Source organism: Ancylobacter dichloromethanicus (genome assembly GCF_018390645.1).
Classification (GTDB): Bacteria; Pseudomonadota; Alphaproteobacteria; order Rhizobiales; family Xanthobacteraceae; genus Ancylobacter; species Ancylobacter dichloromethanicus.
This window is the reverse complement of the sequence record NZ_JAHBGC010000020.1, coordinates 232,869-256,118: the sequence shown is the minus strand read 5'-3', so window position 1 is coordinate 256,118 and position 23,250 is coordinate 232,869. Positions and strand designations below refer to the sequence as shown.

The window sequence follows — 23,250 nt, the reverse complement described above, 5'->3', positions numbered from 1 at the left end:
AGCGGCAGAACGGCAACGGCAATAGATGAGCATCACCGACATCCGCCCGGTCCACATCGTCGGCGGCGGCCTCGCCGGCTGCGAAGCCGCCTGGCAGCTCGCCCGGCGCGGCGTCCCGGTGGTGCTGCACGAGATGCGCCCGACCCGCGGCACCGATGCCCACAAGACCGACAGCCTGGCCGAACTGGTCTGTTCCAACTCGTTCCGCTCCGACGATGCGCAGAACAACGCGGTCGGCGTGCTGCACGCCGAGATGCGCCGGCTCGGCTCGCTCATCATGTCCTGCGCCGACAGCCACCAGATTCCGGCCGGCGGCGCGCTGGCGGTCGATCGCGAGGGCTTCGCCGAGGCGGTGACCGCCGCCATCGCCGCCCATCCCGGCATCGCGGTGGAGCGCGGCGAGATCGCCGGCCTGCCGCCGCAGGACTGGGACAGCGTGATCGTCGCCACCGGCCCCCTCACCTCGCCGGCTCTGGCCGAGGCGATCCGCGCCCGCGCCGACGAGCAGGCGCTGGCCTTCTTCGACGCCATCGCCCCCATCGTCCATTTCGACTCCATCGACATGGACGTGTGCTGGTTCCAGTCGCGCTACGACAAGGTCGGGCCCGGCGGCACCGGCGCCGACTACATCAACTGCCCGATGGACAAGGAGCAGTATGAGGCCTTCGTCGCCGCGCTCATCGCCTCCGACACCGTGCCGTTCCGCGAGTTCGAGAACACGCCCTATTTCGACGGCTGCCTGCCCATCGAGGTGATGGCCGCGCGCGGACCCGAAACGCTGCGCCACGGCCCGATGAAGCCGATGGGCCTGACCAACGCCCATAATCCGACCGTGAAGGCCTATGCCGTGGTGCAACTGCGGCAGGATAACGCTCTGGGAACGCTCTACAACATGGTCGGCTTCCAGACCAAGACCCGCCATGGCGAGCAGGTGAAGCTGTTCCGCATGATCCCCGGGCTGGAGAAGGCGGAGTTCGCCCGGCTCGGTGGCCTCCACCGCAACACCTATCTCAACTCGCCTCGCGTGCTCGACGCCACGCTGCGCCTGAAAGCCGAGCCCCGCCTGCGTTTCGCCGGCCAGATCACCGGCTGCGAGGGCTATGTGGAAAGCGCCGCCATGGGGCTGATGGCCGGCCTGTTCGCCGCCGCCGAGCGGCGGGGCGAGGCACCGCCCCTGCCGCCCTCGACCACCGCGCATGGCGCCCTCATCAACCACATTACCGGCGGCCATATCGAGAGCGTGGAAGCGGGACCCCGCTCCTTCCAGCCGATGAACATCAATTTCGGCCTGTTTCCGCCGCTCGACACCGCGCCGACGCGCGATGCCGAGGGCAACCGCCTGCGCGGTTCGCAGAAGACCGTCGCCAAGAAGCAGGTCCTTGCGGCCCGCGCCCTCGCCGATCTGGACGCCTGGGCCAAGACCCATGCCGACGAGCCCAACGAGGCCGCCGCGTGAGCCTCACGGTCCCCGCCCGGGGCGGCGTGTTCGAACTCGACACCGTGCTCAAGCGCGACACCTTTTCCACCATCGAGCGCGGCCTCTGGCGCGACGCCGCCGGCAATGTGTTTCCCGCGGTGCGGCGCAACTATGCCGGGGTGAAATGGTGGGTGAAGCCGCTCGCCCGCCACTTCGCCGCCCGCGAGGCGCGCGCGCTGATCCGTGCCGAGGGCAGCGGCCATACCGTGCCGGTCTACGCGCTGGAGGAAGGCCACCTGGTGCGCGGCTTCGTCGACGGCATCCCGCTGCAGATCGCCAAACCGCGCGGCGACCTCGCCTATTTCGCCTCCGCCCGCAAGGGCCTGCGCGAGGTGCACCGGCGGGGCATTGCCCATAACGACCTCGCCAAGCCGCAGAACTGGCTCTACGCCGCCGATGGCCGCGCGGTGCTGATGGATTTCCAGCTCGCCATGGTGTTCTCCCGGCGCAGCAAGGCGTTCCGGGTCGCCGCCTATGAGGACATCCGCCATTTCCTCAAGCAGAAGCGCAGCTACTGCCCGGAGGCGCTGACCGCGCGGGAAAAGAAGATACTGGCCCGCAAGAGCCTGTTCACCCGGGTGTGGATGCAGACCGGCAAGAAGCTCTACAATTTCGTCACCCGCCGCCTGCTGAACTACCACGACACCGAGGGGCGCGGCCCGCGCGCCATGGAGCAGGGCCCGCGCCTCGCCGGCACCCTGGCCGAGGTCGACGGCGTGCGCGCGGTGCATGTCTGCGACTTTCCCACCGCCGGCCACTCTTTCGGGCTCTACGCCTTCGTCGAGGCGGCGGACGGCGTAAACGAGGAGGCGCTGCGCGCCCATCTCGCCGCCCGGCTACCGGACCTGCTGCCGCCCGAACATGTGCAGGTCGTCCCCGCCCTGCCGCGCGACGGCTCGGGGGCGGTGCGCGACGACCTGCTGCGGCTGGTGGCGCTGAACCAGCTCGACCAGCTCTCCCAGCGGCCGCAGGGCCCGCAGGAGGAAGAGGCGCTGACCCTCATCATCCGCGACCGCCGCAATCTCAGCGACCGGGTGCGCGGCGGCATCTAATCCGCCTCGGCGGCGCCCGGCTTGCCCTGCGCCTGCGCCTTGAGTTCGCGCACGAAGGCATCGACCAGCGGCTGCTCGCCCTTCAGCCGGCGGGTGGCGGCGAAATGGGTGGTTTCGAAGCCATAGGCCTCCGGCCTCAGCACCCGCATCTGGCCCCGCGCCACCCAGTCCTCGCCGATATGGCGGGGGAGATAGCCGATGAAGCGACCCGAAAGGATCATCATCACCTGCGCCTCCATCTGCACGATGGCGCCGCTCGCGCGCGGATGGTTGACTCGGTACAGGTCGTCGAGATGGCGATAGCGCCGCACCGAGAACAGCGCCGCCTCGATGCGGGCGTGGGTGATCTCCACGCCCGGCACCTCGAACAGTGCATGGCCGCGCCCGCAATAGAGCGCCTGCGCCTCGCGGTTGAGCGGGATATAGGCGATGCCCGGCACCTTCTGCGAGAACGGCCCGACCACGAGGTCGCGCGCGCCGTCCATCAGCGCCCGCTCCAGCACCAGCGGCGTGCCCAGTTCCAGATCGACGAACACTTCCGACGCATAGGCCATGTAGCGCGCCAGCGCCGTCTGCAGCCTGAGTTGCGGATTGGTGACGACACCGTCGACGATGCCGACCCGCAGCCGCCCGACAAGGCGCTGCTGGTCGCGGCCGATGCGGCCATGGAAGGCGTCGATGTCCTCGAATAACTGCCTGGCGGCCAGCAGCGTCGATTCGCCGAAGGGCGTGAGCCGGAAGCCCGCCCGCCCCCGCTCGCAGAGTTGCCCGCCGAGCTTGCGCTCGAGCGCCGCCAGATGGGTGGAGAGGGTGGATTGCGACAGGTTCAGCGCCACCTGCGCGTCCTGGAAGCCGCCCTCCTCCGCCAGCGTGACGAAGACGCGCAACAGCCTGAGGTCGATATTGTCGAGCCGGCGCACCCGCGTCTCCTCCCCACATCGACATTTGCCGATGTATCTTTCCATTAATTCCGATTTTTCCGGAAGTGAACATGCGCGAGCATGACGAGGCCTCAAGGAGCCCGCCGTGACCCGCCCCCGCCTCCCCGCAGCCCGGTCCCGCCCATGACGCTCGACGGCATTTCCGGCCGCGCCGTGCTGGTCACCGGGGCCAGCCGCGGCATCGGCCTCGGCATCGCCCGCGCCTTTGCCGCCGCTGGCGCCGAACTGCACATGTTGGCCGATGACGAGGCGATCTTCGAGGCCGCCGAACGGCTCGGCGCACGCGGCCATCGGGCCGACATCACCTCGGCAGAGGCGGTGGGCGCTGTGGCCGAAGCCATCCCCCATCTCGACGTGCTGGTGAACAATGCCGGGCTGGAACGCGTCACCCCGCTGGACGATGCGAGCGCCGAGAACGAGGCGGTGTTCCGCCGCGTGGTGGAGATCAACGTGGTCGGCACCTTCCTCGTTACCCGCGCCCTGCTGCCGCGCCTCGCCCATGGCGGGCGCATCGTCAACACCGCCTCGATCTGGTCGCGCGGCGCGGAATCGCTGTTCGGCGCCTATGTCGCCTCCAAGCATGCGGTGATCGGCCTCACCAAGACCTGGGCCAGGGAACTCGGGCCGCGCGGCATCACCGTGAACGCCGTCTGCCCCGGCTGGGTGCGCACGCAAGCCTCGCTGCGCTCGCTCCACGCCATGGCGGCGCGCACCGGGATAGCGCCGGACGTGCTGCTGGAGGAGATCGTGGCGGCGCAGATACTGCCCGGCTTCATGGACCCGGACGACGTGGCCGGCACTTATCTCTTCCTCGCCTCCGATCTTGCGGCCAACATCACCGGCCAAAGCCTCGGAGTCGATCGCGGAGAATTGCCATGGTAGCCCCCCACAAAGACAACCCGCACAAGGATTTGCGCGTCATCGTCACCGGCACGGCGAGCGGAATCGGCCGGGCCTGCGCCGACGCGCTCAGCGCCGCCGGGGCGAAAATCATCGGCTTCGACCTGCACCCGCCACCGGACGAGACCCGTTGGCATACCATTCTGGTCAACGTGGCCGAGGAGACCTCGGTCATCGGCGGCATGGAGGCGGCGGTGGCCGAACTGCGCGGCCTCGACGTCATCGTCAACTGCGCCGGCATCTGCGAGGAGACGCCGCTGGCGCGCTTCGATGTCGCCGCCTATGAGCGGATGGCGGCGGTCAATGTGCGCGGGCCGATCCTGATGGCGCGCGAGGCGCTGGGCCGCTTCAGCGGTGACGGCCCCATCCGCGGGCGCATCATCAACATCGCCTCGGAACTCGCCTATCTCGGCCGCGCCGGCTTCTCCGGCTATGCCGGCACCAAGGGCGCCATCCTCACCCTCACCCGCTCCTGGGCGCGCGAACTCGGGCCGGACATACTGGTCAACGCCGTCGCCCCGGGGCCGGTCGATACGCCGCTGCTCGGTTACCGCAATCTCAGCGAGGAGCTGAAGCGGCTGGAGACCAGCAACCCGTCCGGTCGCGTCGGCTGCCCGGAAGAGGTGGCGCAGGCGGTGCTGTTCCTGGCCAGCCGCGCGACGAGTTTCATCACCGGCCAGTGCCTCAGCGTCGACGGCGGCGCGGCGATGCACTGAACCGATCGGCAATCAGTACTCAGGGGGACCGGATGGTCGACAGCGTGCGTCTCGACGAACTTAGCTGGCCGGAATTTTCCGACCGGATCAAGGCCGGCGCGCCGGTGCTGCTGCCGCTCGGCTCCACCGAGCAGCACGGCCCGCATCTGCCGCTCAATGTCGACGTGGTGCTGCCCACCGGCGTGTGCGAGCGCATCGCCGGCGAGGTCGGCGGCCTCGTCGCACCCACCGTCGCCTATGGCTGCAAGTCGATGCCGCGCTCGGGCGGCGGCGAGCAGTTCCCCGGCACGCTCAGCGTCGACGCCCACACTTTCGCGCTGGTGCTGCGCGACGTGATCCACAACCTCGCCCGGCAGGGCGTGCGCCGCCTCGTGGTGGTGAACGGGCATTACGAGAATTGCTGGCCCTCGGTCGAGGGCCTCGACCTCGCCCGCCGCGAGATCGCCCGCGACGGCATCACCGACTTCACCGTCATGCGGCTCGAATATTGGGACTTCGCCCAGCGGGCGACGCTCGAGTCGATCTTCCCCGACGGCTTCCCCGGCATCGAGCTGGAACATGCCAGCCTGCTGGAAACCTCGCTGATGTTGGTGCTGCGGCCGGATCTGGTGGAAATGGACAAGGTGCCGTCCGACGGCCCGGCGACCTTCCCGCCCTATGACCGCTTCCCGGTGCCGGACGATTTCGGCCTGCCACCCTCCGGCGTGCTGGCGGTGGCCACCGGTTCGACGGTGGAGAAGGGCGAGGTGCTGATGGCCGACTACGTCACCCACATCTCCGCCGCCATCCGCAAGGAATTCGGGCTGTGAGAACGTCTGTGAGCGCGGCATTCTCCTGCGTCCTTCGAGGCCCGGCTGCGCCGGGCGCCTCAGGATGACGACGGCCAGACGCGACCCGACCCACGTCATGCTGAGGAGCGGGGCTTGCCCCGCGTCTCGAAGCACGCAGGCTCCTTAGCCGGGCACAAGCCCGACAGAAGATGACCCCAGCACCATCACATCATCCAGGTTCACCATGACCACCGCCTTCGAGCCGCTCGATTCCGGCACCATCCCGCGCTTCGCCGGGCTTCCCACCTTCATGCGGCTGCCGGTGGCCGAGCCCGCGCAGGTCGACATCGCCATTCTCGGCGTGCCGTTCGACCTCGGCACCACCAACCGCGCCGGCACCCGCCACGGCCCGCGCGAACTGCGCAACCAGTCGAGCCTGATGCGCCGCGTGCACCACGTCACCGGCCTGTCGCCCTATGACCGTGCCCGGGTGGCCGATTGCGGCGACGTCATCATCGACCCGTTCGACCTGATGCGCTCGCTCGACATCATCGCCGCCCACTATGACGGCGTGCGCGAAGCCGGCGCCCTGCCGCTCACCGCCGGCGGCGATCACCTCATCAGCCTGCCCATTCTGCGCGGGCTGGCGAAGGCGAATCTGAACACGCGGGGGCCGGTTGGGCTGATCCAGTTCGACGCCCATTCCGACACCTATGACAGCTTCTTCAACGGCTCGCGCTATACCCACGGCACGCCGTTCCGCCGCGCCATCGAGGAAGGGCTGGTCGACCCCAGGCGCTTCGTGCAGATCGGCCTGCGCGGCGCCATCTCCGACGCGGGCAATTACGACTATGCCCGCGAGATGGGGGTGCGCATCATCTTCATCGAGGAATTCATGGCCCGCGGCGTCGAGGACGTGATGGCGGAAGCCCGCGCCATCGTCGGCGACGCGCCGACCTATGTGACCTTCGACATCGACGTCCTCGATCCCTCGCAGGCGCCGGGCACCGGCACGCCGGAAATCGGCGGGCTGGATACCCGCGAGGCGCAGGCGATGGTGCGCCTGCTCGACGGGCTCGACCTCATCGGCGCCGACCTGGTGGAGGTCGCCCCGCCCTTCGATCCCTCCGGCCTGACGGCGCTGACCGGGGCCACGATCCTGTTCGAGCTGCTCTGCGTGCTGGCGGGTGTCGTTGAAAAGAAGAAGGGCGCACGCTGATGGCCCATGGTTATGAGGGTGGCCGGCTGGATCTCCCCTTCGTCGGCATCTGCACGTTCGGCAAATACCCGCTCCAGCTCGACTGGAACCGCATCGACGCCGATGTCGCCATCCTCGGCGCGCCGTTCGATCTCGGCACCCAATGGCGCTCGGGCGCCCGTTCCGGTCCCCGCGCCATCCGCGAGGCGTCGACGCTGTTTTCCTTCGGCCATGCCGGCGCCTACGACCACGAAGACGACGTCACCTATCTGGCCGCCGAGACCACCCGCATCGTCGATATCGGCGACGCCGACATGATCCACACCGACACCGAGGCCAGCCACGCCAACATCGCATTCGCCGTGCGCAAGATTCTCGATGCCGGCGCGCTCCCGGTCGTGCTCGGCGGCGACCATTCGATCAACATCCCCTGCATCGAGGCGTTCGCGGACGAGGAGCCGATCCATATCGTCCAGTTCGACGCCCATCTCGACTTCGTCGACGAGCGCCACGGCGTGCGGCGCGGCCATGGCAACCCGCTGCGCCGGGCGGCCGAGAAGCCCTATGTCACCGGCCTGACCCAGCTCGGAATCCGCAACGTCTCCTCCACCGCGCGCGAGGGCTACGAGGCCGCCCGCGCCATGGGATCGGACATTCTGAGCGTGCGGCAGATCCGCAAGCTCGGCACCGAGGCGGTGCTGGCGCGCATTCCCGCCGGCAGGCGCTATTACGTCACAATCGACATTGACGGCTTCGACCCCTCCATCGCCCCCGGCACCGGGACGCCGAGCCATGGCGGCTTCACCTATTACGAGGTACTCGAACTGCTCGACGGGCTGACCAGGCGCGGCACGGTGGTGGGCGTCGATCTTGTCGAGGTCGCCCGTGAATACGACCCCGCGGGCGTCACCGCCATCCTTGCCGCCCAGCTGCTGCTCAACGTCATCGGCCGGATTCTTCACCGCCGGGGCTATTGATTACCGTTCGATCCGGCCAATCTTCTGCCCGTCGGGGCGAATCCGCATCGCGCCGCCGCCAGGAAGGCCTATTGCTGGGCCGTCACAGAAGAGGATCTGCCATGCCCGTCCACAAGACCGCAAACGACGTTCCCTCCAACGCCAAGAAGGTCGCCATCGAGCTGCTCAATGCCAACCTCGCCTCGGGCATCGATCTGGCGCTGGCCATCAAGCAGGCGCACTGGAATCTGAAGGGGCCGCAGTTCATCGCCGTGCACGAAATGCTCGACGGCTTCCGCACCGAGATGGACGACCACACCGACACCATGGCCGAGCGTGTCGTGCAGCTGGGCGGCACGGCGCTGGGCACCACCCAGACCGTTGCCGACGCCACCGCTCTGAAGCCCTATCCCACCGACATCTATGCGATCCCGGACCACATCAAGGCGTTGGTCGAGCGGTTCGGCGCGGTGGCGAATAATGTGCGCAAGGCGATCAACGAATCCGACGACGCCGGCGACCCGACCACCGCGGACATCTTCACCGCCGCCTCGCGGTCCCTCGATAAGGCTCTGTGGTTTCTCGAATCGCATCTTGAAGGTCCCCGCTGACCCCCTGGTGACCTTCCACCCGGTACGGCCGACAGCGTCCGCCCGGCGGCGGCGCTGCCGGTTCACCCTTTGAGGTGGACGGAAACCCGCCTCTCATAAATACGTTGGCCTCCGCCTAATTTTCTCAATAATCTTCTGTCACATCATCACAACCCGCTCTGCTCGTGGCCGTTCCACAGCAGAATCGGGCGCCGCCACATTGGCTGCGGGCGTCGATTTTGAGACGGGGGAAGAGTGGGAATGGGGTCAACGGCAAGCACATCCGCCAACGGAGATCCGACTGCCGAACTTGCCGATAGTGGGCATGAATCTTATCCGCCGACCTTGGTCGGCGCGTCGGCGACCGAGCCGCCGATCACACATCTGGACATTGCGCGTCTGATCGAGCGGGCGCAGCGTCGGTTCCTCGATCTGCTGCGGGTCGAGCTGGCCCGTTTCGGCACCGACGACATCAGCCCCGTCCCAGGTGATGGTGCTGTTCACCATCGGCAATGACGAGCTGTCCGTCCGCGACCTGCTCGAGCGCGGGCATTATCTCGGCTCCAATGCCTCCTACAACCTCAAGCAGTTGGTCGACGCCGGCTATGTGCACCGCTCCGCCTCGCAACGCGACCGCCGCTCGGCGCGGCTGCGGCTGACCGACAAGGCGCACAGCCTGTGCGATGCCATCCGCGCCACGCATGACAGCCGCCAGAACGGCCATGACGACGCCGAAGCCCTTGAGCTTGGCATCGCCCATGGCGTGCTGCGCCGGCTGGAAATGCTCTGGACCGGCTCGCTGCGCTGAATCATTTTTGGAGCGTAGCGGGTTCCGGGCCACGTGAAGAAAATGCGCAGAACAAACACCTAGCGCCCGTCCGGCAAACCGGCTCACCGGACGGGCTCTAGAACGTTTGCCTTGGCGCGCGCTCTGGCGATCCTCAGGTGATGACCGTCGGCGCGCGACGCCCGGTGCGCCCCTCGATATCGGGCAGCGTGCGGGCGATCTCGATCAGGTCGGCGAGCGCGTCCTGGGTGTCGAGGTCGTGGCGGGCCGGATCGGGCTCGTAGCGTTCCAGATAGATGCGCAGCGTCGCCCCCGCCGTGCCGGTGCCGGACAGGCGGTAGACGATGCGCGACCCGTCGGCGAAGAACACGCGGACACCCTGTTTGGTCGTCACCGAGCCGTCGACCGGATCGTGATAGGCGAAATCGTCCGCCTTCTCCACCGTCAGACCGTTGATGACGGTGCCCGGCAGGCTGGCGAGTTGCTCGCGCAGATTCGCCACCAGCGCATCGGCGGCGGCGCTTTCGACCTCTTCATAGTCGTGCCGTGTGTAGTAGTTGCGCCCGAAGCTCGCCCAGTGCTCGGCGACGATCTCCGCCACGCTCTGGCGGCGTGCGGCGAGGATGTTGAGCCACATCAGCACGGCCCACAGCCCGTCCTTCTCGCGCACATGGTTGGAGCCGGTGCCGAAGCTCTCCTCGCCGCACACGGTGGCGAGGCCGGCATCGAGCAGATTGCCGAAGAACTTCCACCCGGTCGGGGTCTCGTAGCATTTGACGCCGAGCTGGGCCGCCACCCGGTCGGCGGCGCCGCTGGTCGGCATGGAGCGGGCGATACCCACGATGCCGTCCTTGTAGCCCGGCGCCAGCTTCGCATTGGCGGCGATGATGGCGAGCGAATCCGAGGGCGTCACGAAGCGCCCGCGCCCGACGATCATGTTGCGGTCGCCGTCGCCATCCGAGGCGGCGCCAAGGTCGGGCCCGTCCTCCGACATCAGCAGGTCGTAGAGTTCCTTGGCATGGACGAGGTTCGGGTCGGGATGGTGCCCGCCGAAATCCGGCAGCGGCGCGCCATGCATCACCGTGCCGGGCCGCGCGCCCAGCGTCTCTTCGAGAATGGCGGTGGCATAGGGGCCGGTCACCGCGCTCATCGCGTCGAAGCGCATGGTGAAGCCGGAGGCGAACAGGTCGCGGATGGCGTCGAAGTCGAACAGCGCGCCCATCAGCTCGGCGTAGTCCTCGACCGGGTCGATGACATCGACCACCATGTCGCCGACCCTGGTGATGCCGAGCGTGTCGAGGTCGACCTCGTCGGCGTCGACGATGCGGTATTCGCGAATCGTCCTGCTGCGCTCGAAGATCGCGTCGGTAACGTGCTCGGGCGCCGGGCCGCCATTGCCGATATTGTACTTGATGCCGAAATCGCCGTGCTCGCCGCCCGGATTGTGGCTGGCGGAAAGCACGATGCCGCCGAACGCCTCATGCTTGCGGATGACGCAGGAGGCGGCCGGCGTGGAGAGGATACCGCCCTTGCCCACCAGCAGCCGGCCGAAGCCGGCCGCCGCCGCCATCTTGATGACGGTCTGGATCGCCTCGCGGTTGTAGTAGCGCCCGTCGCCGCCGATCACGAGGGTCTCGCCCTCGAAGGCGTCGAGACTGTCGAACAACGCCTGGACGAAGTTCTCGATGTAGTGCGGCTGCTGGAAGACCTGGACCTTCTTGCGCAGGCCCGACGTGCCCGGCTTCTGGCCCTCGAACGGCGTGGTGGCGACGACGCGGATCATGATTCCCCCGAACTACTTGGCCCGAACTGCCTGGAATGTCATCCCGGCCGGCCGCGGGCCGGTCCGGGGCCGCGGGCCCGCTGGCGGGCAATCCCGGCGCCAGGGCGCGCCTGAGCCGGGACGACGCGCGAGACTACTTCTTCACCAGATGATTCAGCAGCCCGGCCGCCGAGGTCGAGACGCTGTCGGGCGCCACGCCGCTTTCCACCGCCGGCAGCAGCGTGTTGGCGAGTTCCTTGCCGAGTTCCACGCCCCACTGGTCGAAGCTGTTGATGTTCCAGATCGCCCCCTCGACGAACACCCGGTGCTCGTACAGCGCGATGATGCGCCCGAGCGTGTAGGGATCGAGCGTCTCGTAGGCGATGGTCACCGAAGGGCGGCTGCCGGTGAAGACGCGGTGCGGGGCGATCCTGGTGGCGGCGGCCTCGTCGCGGCCGGCGGCGAGAAGCTGCGCCTTCGCCTCCTCCAGCGTGCGCCCGCGCATCAGCGCCTCGGACTGGGCGAGGCAGTTGGCGATCAGCATGGCGTGCTGGCGCTTGAGCCCCGGCTCGCTCTCCTCCGCATGGCCCCGGGCGGCGATCAGGAACTCCACCGGGATCGGGCTGGTGCCCTGATGGATGAGCTGGAAGAACGCATGCTGCCCGTTGGTGCCCGGCTCGCCCCACACCACCGGCCCGGTGTCGTGCGCCACCGGCTTGCCGTCGAGCGTCACATGCTTGCCGTTGCTCTCCATGTCGAGCTGCTGGAAATAGGCCGGCAGCCGCGCCAGGTGCTGGTCATAGGGAATGACCGCCCGGGTGGCGTAGCCGCACACGTCGCGGTGCCAGATGCCGACCAGGGCGAGCAGAACGGGAAGGTTCTTCTCCAGCGGCGCGGTACGGAAATGCGTGTCCATCGCGTGGCCGCCGGCGAGGAAGCGGCGGAAATTGGCCTCGCCGACCGCGATCATCACCGGCAGGCCGATCGCCGACCACACCGAATAGCGGCCGCCGACCCAGTCCCAGAAGCCGAACACCCGGTCCGGCGCGATGCCGAAGGCGGCGACCTTGTCGAGCGCGGTGGAGACGGCGGCGAAATGGTTGGCCACCGCCGACTCGCCCAGCGCCTCGACGATCCAGTGCCGGGCGCTGGCGGCGTTCGACATCGTCTCCTGGGTGGTGAAGGTCTTGGAGGCGACGATGAACAGGGTCGACGCCGGGTCGAGATCCTTCACCGTGTCGTAGAGATGGGCGCCGTCGACATTGGAGACGTAATGCGCGCGCGGCCCGTCGTGATAGGGCGTCAGCGCGATGGTCGCCATGACCGGGCCGAGGTCCGAGCCGCCAATGCCGATATTCACCACGTCGGTGATCGGCTTGCCGGTCCAGCCCTTCAGCGCGCCGGAGCGGATGCCCTCGGCGAAGCTCGCCATGGCGGCGAGCACGGAGGCGACATCGGCGCGCACATCCTGCCCGTCGACGGTCAGCGGCGTGTCGCCAGGATCGCGCAGCGCCGTGTGCAGCACGGCGCGGTCCTCGGTGAGGTTGATGTGCACGCCCTCGAACATCGCTGCGCGCTTGGCCTCGACGCCGGCGGCGCGGACGAGGTCGAACAGCAGGCCGAGCGTGTTCGCGGTGAGCGCGCATTTGGAGAAATCGAGCAGCATGTCCTCGAAGGAGGCGGAAAAGCTGCCGAATCGGTCGGGATCGGCGGCGAACAGGCTCGCCACCTTCTCGTCGGCGCGCGAAGCACGGTCGGCGGCCAGAGCCTTGAAGACGTCCTCGGTCGCTGCGCTCATCTCATCCTCCAGACGGTCCCCTCGCGGGACATTACTCGGTTCGGCCGGGCTCGCCCCGGCCCATGCTTGCCTTCACCGCCTCGATCAGCTGCTTGAGCGTGAACGGCTTCGGCAGGAAGCCGAAATTCGCGCCCTCCGGCAGGTTCTTGGCGAAGGCCTCCTCGGCATAACCCGACATGAATATCACCTTGATGTCGGGATGGGTGCCGCGCAACTCCTTCAGCAGGGTCGGGCCGTCCATTTCCGGCATCACCACGTCGGAAAGGATCAGGTCGACCTCGCCGGGGTGCTCGGCCATCACCTCCAGCGCCTCGACGCCCGAACCGGCCTCCAGCACCTGGTAGCCGCGCGAGACCAACGCCCGGGCGGCGAAGGCGCGCACCGCCTCCTCGTCCTCCACCAGCAGCAGCGTGCCGCGGCCGGTGAGATCGGTGGCCTTGGGCGGCACCTCCGGCTCCGGCGCGCGCGGAGCCGGCTCCGCCGCATCCGGCACATGGCGCGGCAGGAACACACGGAACACCGAGCCCTGCCCCATCTCGCTGTCCACCTGCAGCGTGCCGCCGGTCTGCTTGACGATGCCGTAGACGGTGGAAAGCCCGAGGCCGGTGCCCTTGCCGACCTCCTTGGTGGAGAAGAACGGCTCGAATATCTTGTCGAGAATCGCCGGCGGAATGCCGGTGCCGGTGTCGGCCACCTCGACCAGCACATGGTCGGCCTCGGGCAGTCCCGCCTCGACATAGGCCGCGCTCTGCGCCGCGCTGACATTGGCGGTGCGGATGGTGAGCGTGCCGCCCGCCGGCATGGCGTCGCGGGCGTTGACGGCGAGATTGACGATCACCTGCTCGAACTGGTTGAGGTCCGCCTTCACCGGCCAGAGGTCGCGCTCCTCCTTGACCTCCAGCTTGATGGTCTCGCCCAGCAGGCGGCGCAGCAGCATCGTGAGGTCGCTCATCACGTCGCCGAGCCGCAGCACCTGCGGGCGCAGTGTCTGGCGGCGCGAGAAGGCGAGCAACTGGCGCACCAGCCCGGCGGCGCGGTTGGCGTTCTGCTTGATCTGCATCACGTCCTGGAAGGACGGGTCGGTCGGGCGCGCATTGGCCAGCAGCAGGTCCGAATAGCCGATGATGGCGGTCAGCACGTTGTTGAAATCATGCGCCACGCCGCCGGCGAGCTGGCCGACCGCCTGCATCTTCTGCGACTGGGCGAACTGCGCTTCCAGCGCACGCTGCTCGGTGGTCTCGATCACATAGACGATCGCCGCCTCGCGTGCGGCGACACCGTCCTCGACCGAGGCGAAGTAAAACCGCGCCGAGCGCCCACCCTCGCGCTCCAGCACGATGTCGACCGGCGCCGCCGGCGCCTGCCCGTGCACGGCGGCGGCCAGCGCCAGTTCGACCGCGCTGCGCGCCGCCTCGGAGACCAGGTCGACAATGCGCCGGCGCTCGTCCTCGCGGCCGCCGAACAGCCGGGCGAACATGGCGTTGGCGCGCACCACGCGCCCTTCCGCGTCGACCTCGGCGATGGCGATCGGCGAATTGTGGAAGAAGCGCGCGAAACGCACCTCGGCCGCGCGGGCCGGATCGGCGGCATTGTCCTCGCGCGAGCGGTTGACGACGAGGGTGCGCGAGGCGCCCGGCGTGCCGTCGGAGGCAAAGGCGACCCGGTGCCAGAGGCGAACCGGCAAGGGCTGGCCGTTCTTGCGCCGCAGGTCGAGGTCGAGCACCTCGGTGCGCACCCCGCCGGGCAGCGGCGCCATGCCGGTCAGCAGCGCCGCGGCCGGGCCGGGCACGATGTCGCCGACGGTGAGGCCGCCCGGGCCGAATTCGGCCAGATCGTAGCCGAGCCAGTCGACCAGCGTCGCGTTGATGTAGTGGATGGCGCCGCCCGCCGCCGAGAAGAAGCCGGCCGGCGCGTGGTCGAGATAGTCGATGGCGTGCTGCAGTTCGAGGAAGGCGCTTTCCTGCCGTTCGCGCTCGCGCGTGAGGTCGCTCACCGTCCACACGGTGGTGCGCACCCCCTTGGCGGACGCGGCGGCGTGGCGGGCGCCGAGCCGCAGCCAGCGCACCGGCTGGCCGGGGCCGGCGAGGCGCACCTCCTCGTTCGAGGCCCGCCCCTCGCGCACCCCCTGCGCGAGACGGTAGACCGCCTCGGAAGCATCGGGGTCGCTGGTGAACAGGCGCTCCACCGGCCGCGCCTCCTGCGGCGAGGCGGCGCCGGTGATCTCGCAATAGCGCGGGTTGGCGTAGAGCACCCGGCCCAGCGTGTCGACGATGCTCACCCCCTCCGGGGCGCTGTCGACGATGCGGCGGGCCAGTTCGTCGCGCAGATCCGGCGCGCCGAAGCGCAGCAGGCCGGCGGCATAGGCGAACAGGGCGAAGACGCCGACCACGGCGAGCACCGTCAGCAGGCCGATGATCCACGGGTCGGCGCGGTCGCGCCCGAGCAGCAGCAGCGAGACCACCGCGCCCACGAGCGCCAGCGCCACCAGCAGCACCAGCCGGATGCTTCCGCCGATCTCGGTTCGGTCGATCGTGGGATCGTCGCGTCCGCCGTCCGCCATGTCCAAGCCAGATGCCTCCCGACCGCCGCCACCGACGCCGCGCAGCGAGGCGATTCAACCTGTCCTTCTTGGTGCCCGACCCGCACCCCGGGAGCAAGGCCCGATTCGGCTTATCCGCGCCCGTGGCGCCGCCCAGGCCGCACGCGCCGTCACGGCATACCGGCGCCGCCGCCCGCTGCCGGTCCGAATTCCGGGCGGGGCTTGCCGGGCGCGCCCTTCCGCGACACAAAGAGCGCACTATAATCGGCCTCGCGCAGGCCTCGCGCCGCCGGCCGGCGTTTCGGGGAGATAGGGCTCATGCTGGATGTACTGTCCGATTCGGGGTCGTTGGCCGTGCCTATCCTGGCGTTAGTCGGCCTTGTCGTGCTGGCGGCGATCGTAGTGTGGATCGGGCGCCGGGCGCGCCGCAACCGCAGCCACGGCCTTGTCGCCGGCCACAGGCTGGCGGTCATCGATCAGGTGCAGATCGACGAGACCCGCCGCCTCGTGCTGATCCAGCGCGACGAGGTGCAGCATCTCGTTGTGCTCGGCGGCGGCAGCGATTTCCTGGTGGAGAGCGGCATCGGCGCGGTGCACGCCCGCGAGCCGCTGCACCCGCACGCACCGGCCCGCGCCGGCGACGCGGCGCGCCCACCCGAGCCGGCGCCGGTGCCGGTGCCGGAGGTTCACCGGGCGAGCGATTTCCGTACGGCCGAACCGTCCCCGGCCCGCGAGCCCACCCGCGCCGCGCGCGAGGCTCCCGCACCGGCTCCCCGTCCGCCGCGCCCGATTCCGCTGCCGCCGGAGGCCCGCGCGCCGGTCGAACCGCGCCCGGCCACCTTTTCACGCGGTCCCGCGCGCGACATCGCGCTGGAGCCGGTTCCGATGACGCCAGCTCCCGTGCCATCGGCTCCCCTGTCATCGGCTCCGCCGGTCCCGCCCCTGCCGCGACGGCCGGTCGACGTCCGGCCTTTGGAACCCGACATCACGGCGCGGACGCCGCCCGCTCCTCCCCCGGTGGCCCAGCGCGCGGAGCCGATCATCGAGCCCCCCGCCGAGGCGGAAGTCGGCGCGCGGGTGACGGTGAAGGTCGATCCGCTGTTCGCCGACATGGCGGACCAGCTTGAGGAGGCGCTGCGTCGCCCGGCCGCGCCCGACGGCGAACCGGCGCGGCGCACGGCGCCGCCGCGCGCGCCCGAAAGCCGCAAGGTCGATGAGCCGCGCCCGGCCTTCCCCGCCGCCGGCCCGGCGCCCGCCATCGTCACACCGGCCGCTGCGGCGCCGAAGGTCGCGACGCCGGCCTTCGTGCCCGCGATCGAGCGGCCCGAGCCGCGCCCGGAGGCGCGCGCCTCCGACGTATCTGCCCCCGAGATTCGCCCCGACCCGCGCCCGACGGAAGCCCGTCCCGCCGAGGCCCGTCCTTCTGAGGTCCGCCCCGCCGAGTCTCGCCCCGCCGAGGCCTCGACCCCCGAGAGCCGCGCGCTCGATATCTTTGCGCCGCAAATTCGGGCCACCGAGGCCCCGGCGCCCGAGATCGACATCGCCGAGCCGCGCGGCGCCAATCCCGGCGACCCGTTCGAGGAAGAAATGGCCAATCTGCTGGGGCGCTCGCGCCGTCCCTGAAGCGCGCAGCCCCCGGTCACGGGCACCATGCAAAAAGGGCGACCCGTTCCGCGGGCCGCCCTTTTTGCATGGTACGGGATCTGTCGCCTGGCGTCCGGCCGCCGAACCCGTCCGGCGGAGGCGCCCCAGGCGCCTTCTCCGCGAGGGTTGATCCCCCCTCGCGGGACACGCTCCCGATCGCCGCGACCGGAACACTCTCCCGTCCGACCGGTTCATTCACCCGATCGGAAAGGCCCCTAATCGTCGCGATAGACCCGCTCGCGCCGTTCGTGGCGCTCCTGCGCCTCGATCGACAGCGTGGCGATCGGGCGGGCTTCGAGCCGCTTGAGCGAGATCGGTTCGCCGGTTTCCTCGCAATAGCCGTAGGAACCGTCGTCGATCCGGTCGAGCGCGGCGTCGATCTTGGCGATCAGCTTGCGCTGCCGGTCGCGGGCCCGAAGCTCGATCGCGCGATCGGTCTCGGAAGAGGCCCGGTCGGCAATATCCGGGTGATTCTGATTCTCGTCCTGAAGGTGCTGCAGCGTCTCTTTCGCCTCGCGCAGGATGTCGTCCTTCCACTGCAGCAGCTTCAGGCGGAAATACTCCCGCTGCCGCTCGTTCATGAAAGGCTCGTCCTCGCGGGGGCGATACTCTTGGTCGATCTCAACCGACATCGGCCTTCGTCCTCGTGTTCGGGGGCACCCCTGATCGGGCGCAGCTTATATCGCCACGCTTCGCGCCACACAACACCTCACAGCGTCATGCGGCTGACACAAAATGCCGGATTTTTCAGCAGCTTGCGCGCCGAAACGAGGCAGGGCGGACGATTTGCACCGAGGCGGAGGACAGGGCGCGCCGACCGCGGCCGGTGCGCGGGAGCCCAAATTCCACGGGACTATTCGAAGCCGAGGAAGAAGGTGTAGGAGAGCGACACGCCGGTCTGGAACTGGTTGCGGTCGCCGTTCTGCACAACGAGCGGGCTGTCGGCGGCATCGTCCATCAGATATTTGTATTCGGCGAACACCGAGCCGGTGATGTTTTCGGTGAAGCGCTTCACCACCTGGCCGCCGAAGCCGACCGAATAGATGCCGCCGCCGGCCTGGTAAGGCGTCAGCGGATTGCCCAGCGCCTGGGCGAAGGCCGCCTCGCCCGGGGTGATTCCATAATAGGTGTCGATGTAGCCCGAGCTGGCCAGCGTCATGCGCGGACCAGCCGAGAGGGTGACGCCCCACAGTTCCGGGCTGAAATGGATCGCGTCGACCGCGAGGTCCGCCACAACGCCATCGAACCCGCCGAAGCCGTAGCGCAGTTCGCCGCGCAGGCGCAGCCAGTCCACCGGGAACCACTGGGCATAGCCGCCGACCTCGACGGCATAGTCGATGTCCGACATGCCGCGCAGCGCGTTGGAACTGGACGAATCGCGCTTCCAGTCGATCTTGCCGACGATACCGGCCTCGAAGGTGCCGGTGTCCCACAGCGCGAGGCTGGGATTGTCGTTGAAGCTGTTGAAGCGGCTCAACTGGTCGGCGCGGGTGATGCTGATGATCGGCTTGAAGCCGAACTCGTAATCGTCCGAACCCGCCCATACCGGCTGCGCCATCACATAGCCGCCGACGGTCAGCGTCCACTGACGATCGGTCGCCTCCGCCTTGGCGTAGGTCGGGTCGCCCTTATAGGCCATGTCGGCGGCCTGGGCGAGCGAGCCCGACAGACCGATCGTCCCCGCGACAACCATCACACCAGCGAAGCCGACTGACCGCATTGCAACCATCCTGTGAAACCAGCAGCGTATTCATTACAGCAGCCTAGCATCCAAGTGGTTGCCGAAAAGTCACTTAATGCGCGTCAATCATTTGGTGCCGGGCGGCACGGGTGCTCGCACCCGGCGCGCGCGTGCCTATATGTTCGCTGCGCCCTTCCACCCTTTCGAATGGACATCATGCTGCGCCTCATCCTGCTCCGTCACGCCAAGTCCGCCTGGCCGGAAGGCGTCGCCGACATCGACCGGCCCCTCGCCGGGCGCGGCCTGCGCGCCGCCGCTGCTATCGGCGCCTATATGGCGCAGGAGAATTTGCTCCCGGCACGGATCTTCGTCTCCCCCGCCCGCCGCACCATCGAGACCTGGGAGATCGTCACCAAGGGCTGGCCGCCCCATCCGCTCCCGGCCTATGAGCGCAGCATCTATGAGGCGCCGGCCGCCAATCTGATGCGTCTCGTCCAGGCCCAGGGCGACACCTCGCCGCTGATGCTGGTCGGGCACAATCCCGGCATGGAAGATTTCACCGCCCTGCTGCTGCGGCGCGAGCAGCGCGCCAAGGTACTGCCGAAATTTCCCACCGCCGCGCTGGCGGTCATCGACGTGCCGGTGGCCGACTGGAGCGAGATCGCGCCCGGCATCGGCACGCTGGAGCGGTTCGTCACCCCTCGCGCGCTTGGCGTCCAGAAGGAAACCGGCGTCCAGAAGGAACCCGGCGCCCAGAAGGAGAAGGAATAGCCGTGCCCTCCCGCTTCGAGTGGCTGCTGGACGAGGCCCGTCTGACGGCGCAGACCCTTCTCGACCGCGCCGAGGAGTTGACGAGCCCGACGCTCCGGCTCGGCATCACCGGCCTGTCGCGGGCGGGCAAGACCGTGTTCACCACGGCGCTGATTCACGCCCTGATGCGCGGCGGCCGCCTCCCGGTCTTCCAGGCCATGCATGAGGGGCGGATCGCCACGGCGCGGCTGGAGCCGCAGCCGGACGACGGCGTGCCGCGCTTCGATTATGAGGGCCATCTGGCGACGCTGGTCGATGCCCGGCGCTGGCCGGAATCGACCCGGCGCATCAGCGAGCTGCGCCTCGCCATAGATTACGCGCCCGCGCGCGGCGGCCGGCGCACCCTCACCCTCGACATCGTCGACTATCCCGGCGAGTGGCTGCTCGATTTGCCGCTGCTGGATCAATCCTTTGCCGACTTCAGCGCCAGCAGCCTGGCGCTCGCCCGCGCGCCCGCCCGGCGCCCGCTGGCCGGCCCGTTCCTCGCCGCGCTGGAGGCGGCCGACCCGCGCCGGCCCGCCGACGAGACCGAGGCGCGCGCGCTGGCTGCCCTGTTCACCGACTATCTCGCCGCCTGCCGCTCCGAGACGGTGTCGATGAGCCTGCTGCCGCCCGGCCGCTTCCTCATGCCGGGCGATCTCGAAGGCTCGCCCGCCCTCACCTTCGCCCCGCTGAACCTTGCCGAGGCGGCGGAAGCGTCGGCCGGCTCGCTGCACGCCATGATGGCGCGACGCTTCGAAGCCTATAAGGAGCGCATCGTCCGCCCGTTCTTCCGCGATCATTTCGCCCGCCTCGACCGGCAGATCGTGCTGATCGACGTGCTCTCGGCGCTCAACGCCGGCCCGGCGGCGCTGGCCGACCTCGAATCGGCGCTGGACGGCATCCTCGCCGCCTTCCGCATCGGCCGGAACTCGTGGCTGTCGGCGCTGTTCCGCCTCCGCATCGGCAAGGTGCTGTTCGCCGCCACCAAGGCCGACCACCTGCACCACACCAGCCACGACCCGCTGGAGGCGATCCTGCGCCGGCTGGTGGAGCGGGCGCTGGCGCGGGCGGAAGGCGCGGGCGCCGATATCGACGTGGTGGCGATCGCCGCCGTGCGGGCGACCCGCGAGGCGATGGTGAAGCGCGGGCGGGCGCATCTGCCGGCGATTGTCGGCGTGCCGGAAGCCGGCCAGCACGGCGCCGACGATTTCGACGGGCTGGCCGAGGCCGCCGTCTTCCCCGGCGACCTCCCGGAGAACCCGTCCGCCCTGTTCGACCCCGCCCACGGCTTCAACGGCCTGTCGGACGCGGCGGGCGGGGATTTCCGCTTCCTGCGCTTCCGCCCGCCCGAGGTCGCGCGCAACGCCGACGGCCTCGCCCTGCCGCTGCCCCATATACGTCTCGATCGCGCGCTGGAATTCCTCCTCGGCGACCGGCTGAAATAGAACCGGCTGAAACAGGATCATGAGCGACCGAACCCCTCGCCGCCCGCAGGCCTTCCGTCTCGACGATCCCGGCGTCGTCCTCGCCGAGGATGGCCGTACGGCCCCGCGCGGCGCCGTCGTCGTCACCCCCTCCCCGGCGGAAGCGGTAGAGGAGATCGCCCCGCTTCCGCTGCCGCCGCCGAAAAGCTCGCGCTGGGGCAAGCTGTTCTGGACCGGGCTGGGCGGGCTGGTCAGCCTCGGCATCGGGCTCGCGGTCACCCGGCTGATCGAGGACCTGTTCGCCCGCGCCGACTGGCTCGGCTATGCCGGGCTCGGCTTCGCCGCCCTGCTGGTGCTGGCGGGCCTCGTCATCATCGGCCGCGAGGCGTTCGGGCTGATGCGGCTGCGCACGCTGAACCATCTGCGCGAGCAGGCGGCCGAGGCGCTGGCGAAGGATGACCGGCGCCTCGCCGAATCGGTGACGTCGGAACTGCTCGCCATCGCCGCCACCTCGCCGCGCCTGTTCCGCGCCCGCACCGAACTGTCCGGCCATCTCGGGGCGATCATCGACGGCGCCGACCTCATCCGGCTGACCGAGCGTCAGCTCATGGGCCCGCTCGACGCCGAGGCGACCCGGCTGGTCTCGAACGCCGCCAAGCGGGTCTCGGTGGTCACTGCGGTCTCGCCGCGCGCGGCGGTGGACCTCATCTTCGTCCTGCTGACCGCGATCGGCCTGGTGCGCCAGCTCGCCCTGCTCTATGGCGGCCGCCCCGGCGCGCTCGGCATGATGCGGCTGTTCCGGCAGGTGGTCGCCCATCTCGCCGTCACCGGCGGCATGGCGGCGGGTGATTCGCTGGTCCAGCAGGTGGTCGGCCACGGCATCGCCGCCAAGCTCTCGGCGCGGCTGGGCGAAGGCGTGGTCAACGGCCTGCTCACCGCCCGGCTTGGCATCGCCGCCATCGAGGTGACGCGCCCGCTGCCCTTCGCGGCGCTGCCGGCGCCGGCGCTGAGCAACGTCGCCTCCGGCCTCATCAGCCGGGACGAGGCCAAGGACAGGCCGACGGACGCGCCGCACCCGCCCCCGGGCGCCGTTCAGCCCTGATGTTCGGGCGTGCGCACCACCAGCCCGTCAAGCGCGTCCGACACCTTGATCTGGCAGGACAGGCGGGAGTTCGGCTGCACGTCGGAGGCGAAGTCGAGCATGTCCTCCTCCATGGGGCCGGGCTCGCCGGTGGCGGCCTGCCATGCTTCGTCCACATAGACGTGGCAGGTGGCACAGGCGCAGGCGCCGCCGCATTCGGCGTCGATTCCCGGCACGCCGTTGCGGATCGCCGCTTCCATCACGGTGGAGCCGACCTGGGCGTCCACGGCGCGCTCGGTGCCGGCGGCATCGATGAAGATGATTTTGGGCATGGGGCAGGGCTTCTGCGATTTCGAATGGCTACAGGAAGGCCCGCCCTAGATAGCTGCCGGAGACGGCGAATGCCAGCCGGTCGCGCGGCGCCGGCGGGTTTGTTCCCGACACACCCGATTCGCAGGCCGGGCTCGCCGCTGCGGGTTTTTTCGGAGAGCGTGAATGAGAGGTTTCGGAGCATGGTAAACAGGCCGTTAACGATAACTCAAATCACCGGCTTCACCCCCGTTCCATTCTTCATGGTCAAGAGCGTAAGATAAAGCTGCGGGGAACTGGTGTTCCTCTCGTCAAGCGCGGCGTTTCTGCCGCCGACGGGAATACCACAACTCCGCAAAACCCCGGCCCGACGGCGCAAGCCGGTCGGAGTAGCGTACGGACCGGAGGCAGGCGCCGATGTCGACGAACACGAAGAAGATTCAGCAGGACCCCGCCGAGGCCGCCCTGTCGGCCATCGAGGAGGCGCTGACTCTCGACCTCCCGGCCGATGACGGGTCCGACCCGTCGGAGGCGCAGGACGACTTCGAGCTTCCACCCGCCCGCGAGCCGGAAGGCCCGCGCATCGAGACGCGCGCCGGCGCGGAAGAGGGGTCCGGTTCCTCGCGCTTCTTCGACGACATCGACCTGTTCGGCGACAACGCCGCGCCGCCGGAATTCGAGACCTCGCTCGGCGAGGACGAATTTACCCTTTCCGACGACGAACTCGCCGCCACCGACGATTTCGACCGCGCGAACGAGCCCAATTTCGATTTCTCGGCCGATCAGCAGCCCGGGCTGGACACGGCGGCGCTTGGCGCCGGCGCGGCCGCCGC

22 protein-coding genes (1 of these 22 cut by a window edge) are annotated in these 23,250 nt (G+C 69.3%); 15 read left to right on the top strand and 7 right to left on the bottom strand.

What is annotated here, in order from left to right; translation table 11 throughout:
- The first annotated feature begins 25 nt into the window (after nt 1–25).
- Both trmFO and KHC23_RS09875 read left to right on the top strand, forming a co-directional pair.
- Nucleotides 26–1,456: a methylenetetrahydrofolate--tRNA-(uracil(54)-C(5))-methyltransferase (FADH(2)-oxidizing) TrmFO gene (gene trmFO, locus KHC23_RS09880; protein WP_213371979.1), complete on the top strand. Its 1,431-nt coding sequence runs from the start codon at nt 26–28 to the stop codon at nt 1,454–1,456.
- Nucleotides 1,453–2,529, top strand: coding sequence for a serine/threonine protein kinase (locus tag KHC23_RS09875; RefSeq protein ID WP_213371977.1), 1,077 nt, complete (start codon nt 1,453–1,455; stop codon nt 2,527–2,529). Before trmFO ends, KHC23_RS09875 begins: the two co-directional genes overlap by 4 nt.
- Here the strand turns inward: KHC23_RS09875 and KHC23_RS09870 are convergent.
- Nucleotides 2,526–3,494, bottom strand: coding sequence for a LysR family transcriptional regulator (locus tag KHC23_RS09870; protein ID WP_246544494.1), 969 nt, complete (start codon nt 3,492–3,494; stop codon nt 2,526–2,528). The genes KHC23_RS09875 and KHC23_RS09870 overlap by 4 nt on opposite strands.
- A 99-nt stretch (nt 3,495–3,593) precedes the next feature.
- On the opposite strand from KHC23_RS09870, the gene KHC23_RS09865 reads away from it, so the two are divergent.
- The 8 genes from KHC23_RS09865 to KHC23_RS24345 all read left to right on the top strand — a co-directional run bounded on the left by KHC23_RS09865 (nt 3,594) and on the right by KHC23_RS24345 (nt 9,408).
- Complete coding sequence (locus tag KHC23_RS09865; RefSeq protein ID WP_213371975.1) at nt 3,594–4,352, top strand: SDR family NAD(P)-dependent oxidoreductase; 759 nt, start codon at nt 3,594–3,596, stop codon at nt 4,350–4,352.
- Nucleotides 4,346–5,086, top strand: coding sequence for an SDR family NAD(P)-dependent oxidoreductase (locus KHC23_RS09860; protein WP_213371973.1), 741 nt, complete (start codon nt 4,346–4,348; stop codon nt 5,084–5,086). The genes KHC23_RS09865 and KHC23_RS09860 overlap by 7 nt, the downstream gene beginning before the upstream one ends.
- Before the next feature lie 32 nt (nt 5,087–5,118).
- Entirely contained in the window at nt 5,119–5,895 is a 777-nt protein-coding gene (locus KHC23_RS09855) for a creatininase (RefSeq protein WP_213371971.1), read from the top strand.
- 205 nt (nt 5,896–6,100) lie between these two features.
- The gene (gene speB, locus KHC23_RS09850) at nt 6,101–7,075 is read left to right on the top strand and encodes an agmatinase (RefSeq protein WP_213371969.1); all 975 of its coding nucleotides are present in this window, start codon (nt 6,101–6,103) and stop codon (nt 7,073–7,075) included.
- Entirely contained in the window at nt 7,075–8,031 is a 957-nt protein-coding gene (gene speB, locus KHC23_RS09845; RefSeq protein WP_213371967.1) for an agmatinase, read from the top strand. The genes speB (KHC23_RS09850) and speB (KHC23_RS09845) overlap by 1 nt, the downstream gene beginning before the upstream one ends.
- A 101-nt stretch (nt 8,032–8,132) precedes the next feature.
- Nucleotides 8,133–8,621, top strand: a complete 489-nt coding sequence (gene dps, locus KHC23_RS09840; RefSeq protein WP_213371965.1) for a DNA starvation/stationary phase protection protein Dps — start codon at nt 8,133–8,135, stop codon at nt 8,619–8,621.
- A gap of 240 nt (nt 8,622–8,861) precedes the next feature.
- Complete coding sequence (locus tag KHC23_RS24350; protein WP_246544493.1) at nt 8,862–9,116, top strand: hypothetical protein; 255 nt, start codon at nt 8,862–8,864, stop codon at nt 9,114–9,116.
- The gene (locus KHC23_RS24345) at nt 9,091–9,408 is read left to right on the top strand and encodes a MarR family transcriptional regulator (RefSeq protein ID WP_246544492.1); all 318 of its coding nucleotides are present in this window, start codon (nt 9,091–9,093) and stop codon (nt 9,406–9,408) included. Before KHC23_RS24350 ends, KHC23_RS24345 begins: the two co-directional genes overlap by 26 nt.
- Before the next feature lie 133 nt (nt 9,409–9,541).
- Here the strand turns inward: KHC23_RS24345 and KHC23_RS09830 are convergent, their stop codons facing one another.
- The 3 genes from KHC23_RS09830 to cckA form a co-directional block, all read right to left on the bottom strand.
- A complete protein-coding gene (locus tag KHC23_RS09830; RefSeq protein ID WP_213371963.1) occupies nt 9,542–11,170 on the bottom strand; it encodes an alpha-D-glucose phosphate-specific phosphoglucomutase in 1,629 nt (542 codons plus the stop codon).
- A gap of 133 nt (nt 11,171–11,303) precedes the next feature.
- Nucleotides 11,304–12,947, bottom strand: a complete 1,644-nt coding sequence (gene pgi / locus KHC23_RS09825; protein WP_213371962.1) for a glucose-6-phosphate isomerase — start codon at nt 12,945–12,947, stop codon at nt 11,304–11,306.
- 31 nt (nt 12,948–12,978) lie between these two features.
- On the bottom strand, nt 12,979–15,507 hold the full coding sequence (cckA, locus tag KHC23_RS09820; RefSeq protein WP_213371960.1) for a cell cycle histidine kinase CckA: 2,529 nt from the start codon (nt 15,505–15,507) through the stop codon (nt 12,979–12,981).
- A 297-nt stretch (nt 15,508–15,804) separates the two neighbouring features.
- Here cckA and KHC23_RS09815 point away from each other — a divergent pair, with 297 nt between their 5' ends.
- A complete protein-coding gene (locus KHC23_RS09815) occupies nt 15,805–17,109 on the top strand; it encodes a flagellar biosynthetic protein FliO (protein ID WP_213371958.1) in 1,305 nt (434 codons plus the stop codon).
- A 236-nt stretch (nt 17,110–17,345) separates the two neighbouring features.
- Here the strand turns inward: KHC23_RS09815 and dksA are convergent, their stop codons facing one another.
- Both dksA and KHC23_RS09805 read right to left on the bottom strand, forming a co-directional pair.
- Nucleotides 17,346–17,762: an RNA polymerase-binding protein DksA gene (gene dksA / locus KHC23_RS09810; protein WP_213371956.1), complete on the bottom strand. Its 417-nt coding sequence runs from the start codon at nt 17,760–17,762 to the stop codon at nt 17,346–17,348.
- Nucleotides 17,763–17,983: 221 nt separating this feature from the next.
- Nucleotides 17,984–18,850, bottom strand: coding sequence for a MipA/OmpV family protein (locus KHC23_RS09805; RefSeq protein ID WP_213371954.1), 867 nt, complete (start codon nt 18,848–18,850; stop codon nt 17,984–17,986).
- Nucleotides 18,851–19,027: 177 nt separating this feature from the next.
- Between KHC23_RS09805 and KHC23_RS09800 the strand changes: the two genes are divergently transcribed.
- The 3 genes from KHC23_RS09800 to KHC23_RS09790 are packed head-to-tail and all read left to right on the top strand — an operon-like array spanning nt 19,028 to nt 22,129.
- On the top strand, nt 19,028–19,582 hold the full coding sequence (locus KHC23_RS09800) for a SixA phosphatase family protein (protein WP_213371952.1): 555 nt from the start codon (nt 19,028–19,030) through the stop codon (nt 19,580–19,582).
- Between the two features lie 2 nt (nt 19,583–19,584).
- Nucleotides 19,585–21,048 carry a YcjX family GTP-binding protein gene (locus KHC23_RS09795; RefSeq protein WP_213371950.1) on the top strand — a complete coding sequence of 488 codons (1,464 nt, stop codon included), beginning with the start codon at nt 19,585–19,587 and terminating at the stop codon, nt 21,046–21,048.
- Between the two features lie 19 nt (nt 21,049–21,067).
- Nucleotides 21,068–22,129: a YcjF family protein gene (locus KHC23_RS09790; protein WP_213371948.1), complete on the top strand. Its 1,062-nt coding sequence runs from the start codon at nt 21,068–21,070 to the stop codon at nt 22,127–22,129.
- On the opposite strand, the gene KHC23_RS09785 is transcribed toward KHC23_RS09790, so the two are convergent.
- Entirely contained in the window at nt 22,120–22,440 is a 321-nt protein-coding gene (locus tag KHC23_RS09785; protein WP_213371946.1) for a 2Fe-2S iron-sulfur cluster-binding protein, read from the bottom strand. The genes KHC23_RS09790 and KHC23_RS09785 overlap by 10 nt on opposite strands.
- 485 nt (nt 22,441–22,925) lie before the next feature.
- Here KHC23_RS09785 and KHC23_RS09780 point away from each other — a divergent pair, with 485 nt between their 5' ends.
- On the top strand, nt 22,926–23,250 hold the 5' portion of the coding sequence (locus KHC23_RS09780) for an apolipoprotein A-IV repeat region-like domain-containing protein (protein WP_425514564.1). 5,333 nt of this gene lie beyond the right edge of the window; 325 of the gene's 5,658 nt are visible here — the first part of the coding sequence; its start codon is at nt 22,926–22,928; its stop codon lies beyond the right edge, outside the window.

Coding starts and splice junctions, on each gene's coding strand:
- trmFO (WP_213371979.1), top strand. CDS start 26: ATGAGCATCACCGACATCCGCCCGGTCCACATCGTCGGCGGCGGCCTC.
- KHC23_RS09870 (WP_246544494.1), bottom strand. CDS start 3,494: ATGGAAAGATACATCGGCAAATGTCGATGTGGGGAGGAGACGCGGGTG.
- KHC23_RS09865 (WP_213371975.1), top strand. CDS start 3,594: ATGACGCTCGACGGCATTTCCGGCCGCGCCGTGCTGGTCACCGGGGCC.
- KHC23_RS09860 (WP_213371973.1), top strand. CDS start 4,346: ATGGTAGCCCCCCACAAAGACAACCCGCACAAGGATTTGCGCGTCATC.
- KHC23_RS09855 (WP_213371971.1), top strand. CDS start 5,119: ATGGTCGACAGCGTGCGTCTCGACGAACTTAGCTGGCCGGAATTTTCC.
- speB (WP_213371969.1), top strand. CDS start 6,101: ATGACCACCGCCTTCGAGCCGCTCGATTCCGGCACCATCCCGCGCTTC.
- speB (WP_213371967.1), top strand. CDS start 7,075: ATGGCCCATGGTTATGAGGGTGGCCGGCTGGATCTCCCCTTCGTCGGC.
- dps (WP_213371965.1), top strand. CDS start 8,133: ATGCCCGTCCACAAGACCGCAAACGACGTTCCCTCCAACGCCAAGAAG.
- KHC23_RS24350 (WP_246544493.1), top strand. CDS start 8,862: ATGGGGTCAACGGCAAGCACATCCGCCAACGGAGATCCGACTGCCGAA.
- KHC23_RS24345 (WP_246544492.1), top strand. CDS start 9,091: ATGGTGCTGTTCACCATCGGCAATGACGAGCTGTCCGTCCGCGACCTG.
- KHC23_RS09830 (WP_213371963.1), bottom strand. CDS start 11,170: ATGATCCGCGTCGTCGCCACCACGCCGTTCGAGGGCCAGAAGCCGGGC.
- pgi (WP_213371962.1), bottom strand. CDS start 12,947: ATGAGCGCAGCGACCGAGGACGTCTTCAAGGCTCTGGCCGCCGACCGT.
- cckA (WP_213371960.1), bottom strand. CDS start 15,507: ATGGCGGACGGCGGACGCGACGATCCCACGATCGACCGAACCGAGATC.
- KHC23_RS09815 (WP_213371958.1), top strand. CDS start 15,805: ATGCTGGATGTACTGTCCGATTCGGGGTCGTTGGCCGTGCCTATCCTG.
- dksA (WP_213371956.1), bottom strand. CDS start 17,762: ATGTCGGTTGAGATCGACCAAGAGTATCGCCCCCGCGAGGACGAGCCT.
- KHC23_RS09805 (WP_213371954.1), bottom strand. CDS start 18,850: ATGCGGTCAGTCGGCTTCGCTGGTGTGATGGTTGTCGCGGGGACGATC.
- KHC23_RS09800 (WP_213371952.1), top strand. CDS start 19,028: ATGCTGCGCCTCATCCTGCTCCGTCACGCCAAGTCCGCCTGGCCGGAA.
- KHC23_RS09790 (WP_213371948.1), top strand. CDS start 21,068: ATGAGCGACCGAACCCCTCGCCGCCCGCAGGCCTTCCGTCTCGACGAT.
- KHC23_RS09785 (WP_213371946.1), bottom strand. CDS start 22,440: ATGCCCAAAATCATCTTCATCGATGCCGCCGGCACCGAGCGCGCCGTG.